At 64.4% G+C, this 11,793-nt stretch carries 13 protein-coding genes; 7 read left to right on the forward strand and 6 right to left on the reverse strand.

Annotation, left to right across the window (positions count from 1 at the left end):
- The first annotated feature begins 33 nt into the window (after nt 1–33).
- A complete protein-coding gene (gene rplI / locus I6F35_RS03685; protein WP_225116281.1) occupies nt 34–639 on the forward strand; it encodes a 50S ribosomal protein L9 in 606 nt (201 codons plus the stop codon).
- 131 nt (nt 640–770) lie between these two features.
- On the opposite strand, the gene I6F35_RS03690 is transcribed toward rplI, so the two are convergent.
- From I6F35_RS03690 to I6F35_RS03700, 3 genes are all read right to left on the reverse strand, one after another.
- A complete protein-coding gene (locus I6F35_RS03690) occupies nt 771–1,235 on the reverse strand; it encodes a PaaI family thioesterase (protein ID WP_225116282.1) in 465 nt (154 codons plus the stop codon).
- Complete coding sequence (locus I6F35_RS03695; RefSeq protein WP_225116283.1) at nt 1,232–1,840, reverse strand: TetR/AcrR family transcriptional regulator; 609 nt, start codon at nt 1,838–1,840, stop codon at nt 1,232–1,234. The genes I6F35_RS03690 and I6F35_RS03695 overlap by 4 nt, the downstream gene beginning before the upstream one ends.
- 119 nt (nt 1,841–1,959) lie before the next feature.
- Nucleotides 1,960–2,862, reverse strand: a complete 903-nt coding sequence (locus I6F35_RS03700) for a hypothetical protein (protein ID WP_225116284.1) — start codon at nt 2,860–2,862, stop codon at nt 1,960–1,962.
- 257 nt (nt 2,863–3,119) lie between these two features.
- Here I6F35_RS03700 and I6F35_RS03705 point away from each other — a divergent pair, with 257 nt between their 5' ends.
- Nucleotides 3,120–4,370, forward strand: coding sequence for a cyclopropane-fatty-acyl-phospholipid synthase family protein (locus I6F35_RS03705; RefSeq protein ID WP_225116285.1), 1,251 nt, complete (start codon nt 3,120–3,122; stop codon nt 4,368–4,370).
- A gap of 2 nt (nt 4,371–4,372) precedes the next feature.
- Here I6F35_RS03705 and I6F35_RS03710 read toward each other — a convergent pair whose 3' ends face one another.
- Complete coding sequence (locus I6F35_RS03710) at nt 4,373–4,579, reverse strand: hypothetical protein (RefSeq protein ID WP_225116286.1); 207 nt, start codon at nt 4,577–4,579, stop codon at nt 4,373–4,375.
- Between the two features lie 117 nt (nt 4,580–4,696).
- Between I6F35_RS03710 and I6F35_RS40105 the strand changes: the two genes are divergently transcribed.
- From I6F35_RS40105 to I6F35_RS03730, 5 genes are all read left to right on the forward strand, one after another.
- Nucleotides 4,697–4,819: a hypothetical protein gene (locus I6F35_RS40105; protein WP_275945435.1), complete on the forward strand. Its 123-nt coding sequence runs from the start codon at nt 4,697–4,699 to the stop codon at nt 4,817–4,819.
- A gap of 270 nt (nt 4,820–5,089) precedes the next feature.
- Nucleotides 5,090–6,589 carry a replicative DNA helicase gene (locus I6F35_RS03715; RefSeq protein ID WP_225116287.1) on the forward strand — a complete coding sequence of 500 codons (1,500 nt, stop codon included), beginning with the start codon at nt 5,090–5,092 and terminating at the stop codon, nt 6,587–6,589.
- Between the two features lie 48 nt (nt 6,590–6,637).
- Nucleotides 6,638–7,864: an alanine racemase gene (gene alr, locus I6F35_RS03720; protein ID WP_225116463.1), complete on the forward strand. Its 1,227-nt coding sequence runs from the start codon at nt 6,638–6,640 to the stop codon at nt 7,862–7,864.
- 33 nt (nt 7,865–7,897) lie between these two features.
- Nucleotides 7,898–8,668 (forward strand): exodeoxyribonuclease III, encoded by a 771-nt coding sequence (locus I6F35_RS03725; RefSeq protein WP_225116288.1) that lies wholly within the window; start codon nt 7,898–7,900, stop codon nt 8,666–8,668.
- A gap of 961 nt (nt 8,669–9,629) precedes the next feature.
- Nucleotides 9,630–10,355, forward strand: coding sequence for a sulfite exporter TauE/SafE family protein (locus tag I6F35_RS03730; RefSeq protein WP_225116464.1), 726 nt, complete (start codon nt 9,630–9,632; stop codon nt 10,353–10,355).
- Nucleotides 10,356–10,490: 135 nt separating this feature from the next.
- Here I6F35_RS03730 and I6F35_RS03735 read toward each other — a convergent pair whose 3' ends face one another.
- Both I6F35_RS03735 and I6F35_RS03740 read right to left on the reverse strand, forming a co-directional pair.
- Nucleotides 10,491–10,931: a DMT family transporter gene (locus I6F35_RS03735; protein WP_225116289.1), complete on the reverse strand. Its 441-nt coding sequence runs from the start codon at nt 10,929–10,931 to the stop codon at nt 10,491–10,493.
- A 59-nt stretch (nt 10,932–10,990) separates the two neighbouring features.
- Nucleotides 10,991–11,752, reverse strand: coding sequence for an AraC family transcriptional regulator (locus I6F35_RS03740; RefSeq protein WP_225116290.1), 762 nt, complete (start codon nt 11,750–11,752; stop codon nt 10,991–10,993).
- Between the last annotated feature and the right edge of the window lie 41 nt (nt 11,753–11,793).

Here is an 11,793-nt window from a genome sequence, read left to right on the forward strand (position 1 = left end):
TATCAACCCAACCAAGATTGAAGGAGAAGCAATATGGAAGTCATTCTTTTGGAACGTGTCGCCAAGCTCGGCCAGATGGGCGAGGTCGTGAAGGTACGCGACGGCTTCGCGCGGAATTTCCTGTTGAAGCGCGGCAAGGCGCTGCGCGCCACCGCCGATAACCGCGCCCGGTTCGAGGGCATGAAGGCCGAGCTCGAGGCGAACAACCTCAAGGCCAAGTCCGAAGCCAGCAAGGTTGCCGAGAAGATCGACGGCCGCGAGATCGTGATCATTCGGCAGGCCTCCGAAAGCGGTCAGCTGTTCGGCTCGGTCTCGGTGCGCGACATCGTCGCCGCGCTGGCGACCGACGGCATCATCGTCAGCCGGCCGCAGGTGTGGCTGGACTCGCCGATCAAGGTGATCGGCCAGCAGCAGGTGACAATCGCCGTCCACCCCGAGGTCGAGACCGGCATCACCGTCATCGTTGCGCGCAGTGCCGACGAGGCCGACCGCATCAAGCGCGGCGAGGACATCTCGACCCGCCAGGAAGACCAGGACGCCGCAGCCGAAGCGCTGGCCGCCGCCGGCGAGTTCTTCGATCCGGAAGCGCAGCGCGACGAGGAGCCGGCGGAGCCGGCGCCGGCCGCCGAGGAGAAATAAGCCTCTGGACTTCTGTTTGACGCGTTTTCTGCGCAGATAAGTCTACGCAATCTGCGCAAGCTTGATTGCTGTGCGAACCGGTATCCACTTCGCTCGAAAACGCTCAGCGGCAACACAAAGCCCGGCCTCGATCAGGCCGGGCTTTCGATTCGGGCCGCCGCCTTCTCATCCAGCATGGCAATCGAAGCGAGCGCGGTCGCGGTGTGCTTCTCTTTGCCGTCGATCACGCAGAACACGTCGGCTGCGACGACGGCGACCTGCCGCCCCGGCTTAATCACCCGCGCGCGGCAGATCAGGCGATCGCCGGATGCCGGCGATAACAGATTCAATTTGTATTCGGCGGTGAGCGCCGCCTGGCCGCGCGTGGTCGCGGCCGCGATCGTGGTTGCATTGTCGACCAGGAAGGCGGTGACGCCGCCGTGGAACAGGCCGTGCTGCTGCAATAATTCCGGCCGCCGTTCGACCTCGATCGTGCAGGCGCCGCGGGCGAGCTCGGACAATTCCGCGCCGACGTGATTCATGAAGCCCTGACGACCGACATTGGCGCGGATGCGCGTCGCGATCGGCGTGAAGTCGGGATCCAAACCCTCGGTCATCGTATATCTCCGCTTCTCTCTGCTGCGCCGGGAGCGACGACGGCGCGGATCGCGCAGGCGATCAGCGTATCGGCCTGCTCCCTCGGATCGCTGCGGTCGCGGCCGGACAGAAACGCGCGGCAGAAGATCTGCGCGGGCCCGATGATCTGGCTGATGAAAAGGATTGGCGACATCGGCAACAGCTCTCCGCTCGCAAGCAGCGGCGCCCGCCAGCGCTCGATCCCATCAGCGAGCCGCGTGTTCACGGCGCGCTGGGCGTCACGAAGCTCATCGCTCCATTCGCTGCGGGATATCTCGAACAGGAAGCGGGCTTCGCGCCGGTTGGTCACGACCCATTCGAGATGCTCGCGGACCAGGCGCGCGACCCCTTCCCGTGCGCCGGAGGAGCTGTCGAGCACTGCGAGCATGGCGGCGTGATAGCGCTGCAGGATGTCCAGGAACAGCGTGCCGGCAAGCTCCTTCTTTGATCCGAAGAAGTGGAAGAAGCTGCCGTTGGAGGCTCGTGCCTGGGTCCGGATCGCCGCAATCGTTGCGTCCTCGAACCCGTCGCGGTCGAACACCGCAAGACCGGCGGTCAACAGGTCCTCTCGTGCCGTGCTCGCCATGCTCCACCTCTCTAGAGGTTCACTCTAGAGCAATACTCTAACAGCGATCAAGTCTGGTCGCGGTGCGGATTGGCCGGTGCAGTGCCGGGTATGGCGCGCGACGAAGGCTTGTAGACGCGTTACTGCGGAGCCGCAGGAGCCGCCGAAGTAGCAGCAGATGGGCTTGCCGACGGTTCCGGCGCGCTCGGAGCCGCAGCGGCGGCTGGAGGCACGGGAGACGCGGGCGTCACCGGCGGAACAGGATCCGACCGCGACTGTGCCGGCTCGCTGCCGCCATTTTCCTTCGGCGCATCAAGCTTGGCAGAATCAGGCTTGCTTCCGGATGGCTTGTCGGCGTCGACCTTGCCGGCGCCGATTTTGGCGGCATCGTCCTTCGACGTCTCTTCCCGGGCCGGCTCGGGCTTCGCGTCCTCGCTGGGCTTGCCGCGCTTGCCGAGCTTCTGCTTTGCGGCCGGCCTGGGCTCGCTCGCCTGCTCCGGATTGGCTCCGTCGGGCGCCGCCTCGCTCGGCTGAGGCGACCGCTTGGCGTTGCGCCGGTGCCGTTTGCCTTCGCCGTGTGGATTGAGGCCATCGGCGTCAGGTTTGGCGGCTTGCTGGGCATCGGGTGCCGGCTCGGGCGTGCTCCACGGGAACAAGAATCTGCGGCTGGGCCGCTCCGGCTCCGCAGGCGCAGCCGGGCGCGCGGCTTCCTGCTGCTTCGCATCCTTGCCGTGCTTCGCCTGCTCCTGCTTGCCCTGATAGCGCGTATCGGTGGCGCCGTTGGAAACGAGGTAGGACGCCAGCAACGAGGCCATGTCGCTGCTGGTGGTGTAGTGCTGGCGAAGGAACCCGGGGAGCGACGACGCGCTAACGCTCTTGAGCAGGCCGCGTGGAGATTTGTGGCAAGCGCTGCAGGTGCCGGCAAAGATCTGCGAGGGGCTCTTGCCGGCCTCCAGATTGGTCGGCTGGGCGTGCGCGGAGTTCGCCGCAAAGCCGGCGACAACAAGAAACACGGTCGCGAAAATGAGCGCTCGGCCCAACATCCCCCATTCTCCTGATCGTGGAAACGCCCTCCGGCCGTGCTCGACCCGGTTGCGGCGGGCTTCTTTTAGCCGATTATCGGGCGAATGGAAGCGCAGTTGTGACCCATCCACGCAATTGTCACATTCGGGAATATCCGCTTTGACTACAACGCAATAGCGCTTCCCCCGGATCACACCTATCGTGATGTTGACTCACAATGGAACCATCTGTTCCACTGCGCGTCAGGGGTAACGGCCGGTCGCTCTGTGGTGCCTCGATGGACCGTTTATTGCGTTATTTCTTGGAGCAGTTCATTCGCCGTGGCGCGCTTACGGTGACGACCGCAAGCGGGGCGAAGTTCACCTGCGGCGACGGCACCGGGCAGCCGGTCTCGGTGCGCTTCCTGACGACAGCCGCCGAGCGGCGGGTGCTGTTGGACCCTGAGCTGCATCTCGGCGAAGCCTTCATGGATGGCACGTTCGTCGTCGAGAATGGCTCGATTGCGGATGCGCTGGCAGTCCTGATGGATCAGCCCGACATGCTGCCGAACTGGGCCAAGCCGCAATGGCTGCTCCGCTATCTCGGAAGGCATATCTGGCAATTCAATCCGCGCGGCCGGTCGAGGCGCAACGTCGCGCACCACTATGACCTCGACGGCCGGCTCTATTCCCTGTTCCTAGACGCCGACAAGCAATATAGCTGCGCCTATTTCGAGACGCCGGATGCGACGCTGGATGACGCCCAGCTCGCCAAGAAGCGCCATCTCGCCGCCAAGCTGGTGGTGCGGCCGGGCCAGCGCGTGCTCGATATCGGCTCCGGCTGGGGCGGGCTTGGCCTCTACCTCGCCGAGATGACGGGCGCCGACGTCACCGGCGTGACGTTGTCCACCGAGCAGCTCCAGGTTTCGAACGCGCGGGCAGCCGAGAAGAACCTCTCGCAGTCGGCCCGCTTCCTGCTCCAGGACTACCGCGACATCCCGGGGCCGTTCGACCGTATCGTCTCGGTCGGCATGTTCGAACATGTCGGCGTCGACTTCTACGAGAAGTATTTCCGCCGCTGCGCCGAACTGCTGACCGATGACGGCGTGATGGTGCTGCACTCGATCGGCCGCTCGACGGGGCCTGATGTGACGAGCCCCTGGATCGAGAAATACATCTTCCCCGGCGGCTACATCCCGGCGCTCTCCGAAGTCATGCCCGCAATCGAGAAGGCCGGGCTCCTGGTCTGCGACATGGAGATCCTCCGCCTGCACTATGCCGAGACCCTGAAGGCCTGGCGCGAACGCTTCATGGCGCGGCGCGAAGAGGCCGTCCGCCTCTATGACGAACGCTTCGCGCGGATGTGGGAATTCTATCTGGCGGCGTCGGAAATGTCGTTCCGCAAGCAGAACATGATGAACTTCCAGCTCCAGCTCACCAAGCGGCAGGGCGTGGTGCCGATCACCCGCGACTATATCGGCCAGGAAGAGGCCCGGCTGCGCGGCGTCGAGCAGCGCGCGCGGCCGCGGCTGCAATTGGCGGGCGAATAAGCTCAGTTGAAGAAGCTGAAGAACGAGCCGTACCAGGGATAAGCCACGGCCGGGCGCGCAAGCTGCGCCTCGACGGCGGCGCGCGCCTGCTTGTCGCAGGGAACATTGCGGATTTCCGGACGCGCGGTCTCTTCCATGGCGTCGATCAGCATCGACAGCCACCGCCGGTCGTCCTGTTCCGATCGCCTGATGTGGAACCGCTGACTCATCGCATTAACTAACCCGAAACCCTTCGGTCCGTTCCCGCCTACCCTGCCGTAATAAAAATCATTCGCATGTGATCTGGTTCACAAGGGCAGCGGGCGGTTTGGGCGTAGATCACCGCCGTGTCCCACGAGACCTACAATTCCTTGTTCGATCCGCCGCGCGACCTCAAAACCGACTACGCCCTGATCGCCGTGGGCATCGTCGCCGCTTTGATCGCGCTGACCTATCTCATCCTCACCTGAGATAGAGGCCCGAACACGCGCCGTTCCCTTGGACGTTGGTGCGTCCAGGCGGAATTAGGTTCAGCCTGCCCGAAACTTTCCTTTCGACTCGCCTCCGCAAATCCGGAATTCGTCAAGCGCCGCGCCCCCTTGCTGCACGATTCACACTTCGCTTGTGTGAATCGTGAATAAGGCGCATGGGCACTTCCCCCCGGGACAGCGGTGGCGCTTTATCGCCGCCCCTGCTCGGGGAATCCCAATAACGGCGAAATCCGAAGAATAATCCCGTCCATGGCAACTGATTCGAACGTCCTGAAGCTCGCGCCCGAGCCGGGAAGCCCGGCGTATCGCAGCGCACCGCACAATATCGAAGCGGAACAGGGCCTGTTGGGCGCGATCCTGGTCAACAACGACGCCTTCTACCGCGTCTCGGACTTCCTTGAGCCGAAGCACTTCTTCGAGCCGCTCCACCAGACGATCTACGAGACCGCCGGCAGCCTGATCCGGATGGGCAAGGTCGCCACCCCCGTGACGCTGAAGACCTTCCTGCCGGCGGACACCGATATCGGCGGCATGACGGTCGCCCAATACCTCGCGCGCCTCGCGGCCGAAGCGACTACGATCATCAACGCCCAGGACTACGGCCGGACGGTCTACGACCTGTCGCTGCGGCGCGACCTGATCCGGATTGGCGAGGACATGGTCAACGTCGCCTATGAGGCGCCGGTGGATTTCGCGCCGCGGGCCCAGATCGAGGACGCCGAGCGCCAGCTCTATGAGCTCGCCGAGACCGGCCGCTATGACGGCGGCTTCCAGCGCTTCGCGCAGGCGCTGACGGTTGCCGTCGACATGGCGGCGAAAGCGTTCCAGCGCGACGGCAAGCTGTCGGGCATCTCCACCGGCCTGCGCGACCTCGACGCCAAGATGGGCGGCCTGCAGCCGTCGGACCTCATCATCGTCGCCGGCCGTCCCGGCATGGGCAAGACCTCGCTCGCCACCAACATCGCCTACAACATCGCCAGGGCCTATGAGGGCGAGGTGCAGGCCGACGGCACCATCAAGGCCGTCCACGGCGGCGCGGTCGGCTTCTTCTCCTGCGAAATGTCGGGAGAGCAGCTCGCCACCCGTATTCTCGCCGAGCGCACCGGGATCCCGTCGAGCCACATTCGCCGCGGCGGCATCACCGAGATGGATTTCGAGAAGATCCGCGAATGCTCGATCGAGCTGCAGTCCCTGCCCTTCTACGTCGACGAAACCGGCGGCCTGTCGATCTCGCAGCTCACCGCGCGGGCGCGACGGCTCAAGCGCCAGAAGGGCCTCGACCTCATCGTCATCGACTACATCCAGCTCCTGCAGGGCTCGGGCAAGCGCGGCAACGACAACCGCGTCCAGGAAATCACGGAGATCACGACCAACCTGAAGGCACTGGCGAAGGAATTGAATGTTCCTATCATCGCGCTGTCGCAGCTCTCGCGTCAGGTCGAAAACCGCGACGACAAGCGGCCGCAGCTTTCCGACCTGCGTGAATCCGGTTCGATCGAACAGGACGCCGACGTGGTGCTGTTCGTGTACCGCGAGGAATACTACCTCGCCACCAAGGAACCGCGCGCGGGCACACCGGAATACGAGAAGTGGCAGCTCGACATGGACCTCGCGCACGGCAAGGCCGAAGTCATCATCGGCAAGCAGCGCCACGGCCCGACCGGCACCGTCGAACTGCACTTCGAAGCCAGCGTGACGCGGTTCGGCGATCTCGTCCAGGATGGTCAATTGCCGGATCGGTCCTATTGATGCGCGGTTGAACCATTGCTGCCGCCCGCGTAAAACGGCTCCATGAACATCGCCTCCGACCCGAAATCGATCCCGCAGGGCTCGCAGCTTGTATCCAATGCAAACCAGCTTGCGGTTCCTCCGACGGCCACGGGCATCCTGACCGTCGATCTCGACGCTATCATCGCCAACTGGCGGCGGCTCGAGAAGACGGCGGTTCCGGCCGAGTGCGGCGCTGTCGTGAAGGCCGATGGCTATGGCTGCGGCGCTGGGCAGGTTTCGCGGGCATTGGCCGGCGCCGGCTGCAAGACCTTCTTCGTCGCCAATGTCGAAGAGGCGCGCGCCGTCCGCGAGGCGGTGCCGTCCGCCACCATCTATGCGCTCGGCGGCTTCTTCCAGAACACCGGCGACAGCTATGCCAAGTTCGACTGCCAGCCCGTGATCGGCGACCTCAACGAACTCGCCGAATGGGACGTGTTCTGCCGACGCTCCGGCTGGTCGGGCGGCGCCGCTGTTCACATCGATACCGGCATGAACCGGCTCGGGCTCACGATCAACGAGGCGCAGGGCATCATCCCGCGCATCAATGCCGGCGATCACGGCATCACGCTGGTGATGAGCCATCTCGTCGCCGCCGAGCAGCTCAACAACCCGATGAATGCGAAGCAGCTCACGACGTTCCGCGAGATCGCGAGCCTGTTCACCGGCGTGCCGGCCTCGCTTGCGAATTCCTCCGGCATTTTCCTGAGTCCGCAATTCCAGTTCGACCTGGTGCGGCCCGGAGCTGCGCTCTACGGCGTCAACCCGACCCCCGAGGCCGACAACCCGATGCGGCCGGTGGTCGATCTCAAGGCCCGCATCGTGCAGATCCGCCACATCGATCGCGGCGAGACCGTCGGCTATGGCGGCACCTGGACCGCACGGCGGCCGACGCGACTGGCGATCGTCGCGGTCGGCTATGCGGACGGCTATTTCCGCGCGGCAGGCTCGAACGACGGCACGCGCGGCGCCGAGGTGGTGGTCGCCGGCAAGCGCTGTCCGATCGCCGGGCGCATCTCCATGGACCTGATTGCCGTCGACATCACCGAACTCGACAAGAACGCGGTGCGGCGCGGCCACATGGTCACGCTGATCGGCGAAGGCATCACGGTCGACGAACTCGCGCATCATTTCGGCACCATCGGCTACGAGGTGTTGACCAGCCTCGGCCCGCGCTACGCGCGCGTCTACAAGGGCGGCGATGCCACCGAGGAGCCGCCGCCACCGCCTGCCGACTCCGGCAATACGCCGACCTGATCGGATCAGGATGGCTCGCGGTCGTCTCGACGCATGAAGATCGCGACCTTCAACATCAACAACATCAACCGCCGCCTGCCGAACCTCTTGCGCTGGCTGCGCGCGGCAAAGCCCGATGTCGTCAGCCTGCAGGAACTGAAGGCGAGCGATAGCGAGTTTCCGTCTTCCGCCATCGAAAAGGCCGGCTACGGCGCGGTGTGGCGCGGACAGAAGACCTGGAACGGGGTGGCGATCCTCGCGCGAAAAGCCGAACCGGTGTTGATCCGCACCGCCCTGCCCGGCGACCGCAACGACAACGAAGCGCGCTATATCGAGGCCGCCGTCAAAGGCGTCATCGTCACCAGCCTCTATCTGCCGAACGGCAATCCGCAGCCGGGGCCGAAATTCGACTACAAGCTCGCCTGGTTCAGGCGATTGCGCGCGCACGCCGCGACGTTTCTCAAAGAGGATATCCCGGTCGTGCTCGCCGGCGACTACAACGTCGCGCCGACCGGGCTCGACATCTATCCGACGCGCTCCTGGGACAAGGATGCATTGATCCAGCCGAAGAGCCGCGCCGCCTTCAAGGCGCTCGTCGACCAGGGCTGGTGCGACGCGATCCGCACGCTGCATCCGGCACAGCCGATGTTCACCTTCTGGGACTACAAGCGCAACCGCTGGCCACGCGATGCGGGCTTGAGGCTCGATCATCTGCTGCTCAGTCCGACGCTCGCGCCGCGTCTGGCGAAGGCCGGCGTCGACCGCGATATACGCGGCGAGGAAGGCGCAAGCGACCACGCGCCGGCGTGGATCGTGCTGCGGTGACGCGCATGCGCGGTACGCTCTCTCCGATCGTCATTGCGAGCGCAGCGAAGCAAGCCACGTCTCGACAAGCGGCAAATGGATTGCTTCGCTGCGCTCGCAATGACGCGGGGTGGGTTCTGATTCAATTGTCAAACAGCCTTCCGCTGTCATCGTCCGCCACCGGGTCGGCCGAACGGCCGCCCGATGACAGGCTCCGGCGGACGATCCAGTATTCCAGCCGCGACGGAGTTTAAGTCGAGACGCCGCCGGTTACTGGATGCCCCGCCTGCGCGGGGCATGACGGTGGAGTGTGGGGAGAGGATGTGAGTTCGCGTTCTCGCGGCGCATGGCGTCCGAGTCTTGCTTCACTTTCCACCCTCTCATTGAAGTGAGGGCGCAGGGAAAGCCGGGTGCCGGTCGCACCCGTGGGCCCCGTGCAACAAAAAGCACGGGGGTAGGACCACAGGTCAACCGGAGCAACTCCGGCTTTCCCTGCGCAGTGGTTTTACGGCTTACTTCGTGCTCTTCTCGGTGACCGGGCTTTCTTGCCACCGTCGCCTCTCGCGCAAACTTTGTTTGCGCAAAAAACTTAGCGCCAGCGTCGGGGCGCCAGAACCACACGACTTCGCCGTCCGCTGACGTTGCGTTCGTCCGTCGCAACACCAACGTCCACCGCATCTCACCGCAACGTTCGTGACGATCGCGACCCGCCCCTCATTCGCGCTGAGACGCGCGGAGTCATAATGCTGATTTGCCCGACGGCGAAAGCGGAATGTTTTTTGCGGCAAGGCTGGACGGGGCAAATCACGTTGGAATCGCTGGCGAATCGGTCCTATCAATGCAGCGCCCCACTGTTTCCCCTCATGGTGAGGAGGCGCGAAGCGCCGTCTCGAACCATGAGGCCACAGTGCGGCCTCATCCTTCGAGACGCGCGAAGACGCGCTCCTTCAGGATAAGGGGAAACACTATGGCAGGGCCACTCGTGAGCTATCTCTTCGTCCTTATCGTCGGCCTGATCGCCGGCACCCTTTCGGGTATCGTCGGCACGGGATCGTCGATCATACTGATGCCGGTGCTGATCTATGAGTTCGGGCCGAAGCAAGCGGTACCGATCATGGCGGTGGCCGCGGTGATGGCGAATTTCTCGCGCATCCTTGCGTGGTGGCGTGAAGTCGATTGGCGGGCCTGCGCCGCCTATTCCATCACCGGCATCCCGGCGGCGGCGCTGGGTGCCCGCACGTTGCTGGCGCTGCCCTCTCGCGCCGTCGATATCGCGATCGGCCTGTTCCTGATTGCGATGGTGCCGGTACGTCACTGGCTGGCGCGGCATCAACTGAAAGCAAAGCTCTGGCATCTCGCTGTAGGCGGCGCCATCATCGGCTATCTCACCGGCATCGTGGTCTCGACCGGACCTTTGAGCGTGCCGTTGTTCCTGTTCTATGGCCTCACCAGAGGCGCATTCCTCGCTACCGAGGCCGCAAGCTCGCTCGGCCTTTATGTGAGCAAGTCGGTGACGTTCGAACGCTTCGGCGCGCTGACGCCTGATGTCGGGCTGAAAGGCGTGATCGCGGGCTCATCGCTGATGGCGGGCGCCTTCGTCGCAAAGCGCTTCGTGCTGCGGCTCGAACCCGACGTCTTCCGCCTGGTGATGGATGGCATCATGCTCGTGGCGGGCGCGTCGCTGCTGTGGCCGGCGGTAAGTCACTAGAGAGCGTTTTCGAGCGAAGTGCATACCGGTTCGCGTGAAGAAAACGCGTCAAAACAAGAATCTAGAGCTTCGGTTCTGATTCAATCAGAACCGAAAATGCTCTAGGTGGAACAGCTCCTCCGATGCTCTTGCCGGCTACAGGCGGATCAAAACGACGCCGAGGACCAGGATCGCCGCGCCGACCAGCCGGATCGGGGTCGCTGGGTGCTGCGCCAGCCCCAGAAGGCCGAAGTGGTCGAACGCCAGCGACGCGAGCATCTGGCCGACGACGATTAGGGCCAGCACCATGGCTGCGCCGAGGCGAGGAACCATCAAGATCGCAATGCCGATGAAGACCGCCCCGAAGATGCCCCCCGTCCATGAGGACCAAGTTGCGCGTGCGGCCATGGCGCCCGACAGCGGCGGCTCTCCGGTGAGGGCGATTGCCGCCAGCATCGCAATCACCCCGACAAAATAGCTGACGAACCCAGCCCACATCGGAGAGTCCAGCTCGGCTCGCAGCTTGGCGTTCAGGACCTGCTGAAGTGCCACGCTCATGCCGGCCCCGACGACAAGCAGGTAATATGCGAAGTTCACGAATGGGCTTCTCATCACATCACCAGGTCCACTCCCCTGCGCTGAACTTAAGGGGTGGATCACGCCCGTGTCTGGAAGGTTTGTGATCGTGACGACAATCCCGAACGGTAGCAGCCCGGCGTGACCCCGAAGGCCCGAAGGAACCATCGGCCGAAGTGGCTCTGGTCGGCGAAGCCGGTTTCAGCGGCGGCAGCCGCAATGCGCTCTCCGGCCTTGAGCAACTCTCGCGCCCGGTTCAGCCTGACCATAAGCCAGAACGCGTGAGGCGGCATGCCGTGGCGCCTGACGAACATGCGGGAGAAACCCTCGCGAGTCATCCCAGCCTGTTCGGCGGCCTGGGCCACCGATTCAATCTCATTCGCGTCAGGCGGAATGAAGCTTTCCGGCCGCGGGACGCCCTCGCGCGCTGTCCGCCGGTGTTCCTGCGCCACCAACGCCAGCTCCTCCGGATGGATGCACGAGCCTGCGCAGGTCGCGTCGTGCCAGAGACGCTCGACATCTCGCAATATCGCGGTCAGAGCGTATTCGCCCGCTGGTAGATAGATGTTGAAGCAAGCGACGCCGGCTGGCTCCGCGAGGGACCGGTGCGCGACGCCCGCGGGAATGAGCGTGCTCTGACCGGCCGCAAGTTCGACGACCTCGCCGCCTACGAGGAACCTGCGCCTGCCTGCGGTAACGAAGGTGAACTGGTCTTCTGCGTGGAAATGCGTGGGCAGCGCGACTTCGCGCCCCTTCAGGCTGCACAGTTCGACGACACCATGGATCGCCGGGCGCCAATAGACAAACCCGGCCGTGGCTGGCTCCGCGGTTTGCGGGCTCACTTCTCGAACGCTCCATTATCCCATCATCGGTCTTGCCCCTG

The organism is Bradyrhizobium sp. BRP22 (assembly GCF_020194175.1).
Classification (GTDB): domain Bacteria; phylum Pseudomonadota; class Alphaproteobacteria; order Rhizobiales; family Xanthobacteraceae; genus Bradyrhizobium.

Excerpts from the sequence above, each read along its gene's own strand:
- rplI (WP_225116281.1), top strand. The coding sequence starts at position 34 with ATGGAAGTCATTCTTTTGGAACGTGTCGCCAAGCTCGGCCAGATGGGC.
- I6F35_RS03710 (WP_225116286.1), bottom strand. The coding sequence starts at position 4,579 with ATGAGTCAGCGGTTCCACATCAGGCGATCGGAACAGGACGACCGGCGG.
- I6F35_RS03725 (WP_225116288.1), top strand. The coding sequence starts at position 7,898 with ATGAAGATCGCGACCTTCAACATCAACAACATCAACCGCCGCCTGCCG.
- I6F35_RS03715 (WP_225116287.1), top strand. The coding sequence starts at position 5,090 with ATGGCAACTGATTCGAACGTCCTGAAGCTCGCGCCCGAGCCGGGAAGC.
- I6F35_RS03705 (WP_225116285.1), top strand. The coding sequence starts at position 3,120 with ATGGACCGTTTATTGCGTTATTTCTTGGAGCAGTTCATTCGCCGTGGC.
- I6F35_RS03700 (WP_225116284.1), bottom strand. The coding sequence starts at position 2,862 with ATGTTGGGCCGAGCGCTCATTTTCGCGACCGTGTTTCTTGTTGTCGCC.
- I6F35_RS03690 (WP_225116282.1), bottom strand. The coding sequence starts at position 1,235 with ATGACCGAGGGTTTGGATCCCGACTTCACGCCGATCGCGACGCGCATC.
- I6F35_RS03695 (WP_225116283.1), bottom strand. The coding sequence starts at position 1,840 with ATGGCGAGCACGGCACGAGAGGACCTGTTGACCGCCGGTCTTGCGGTG.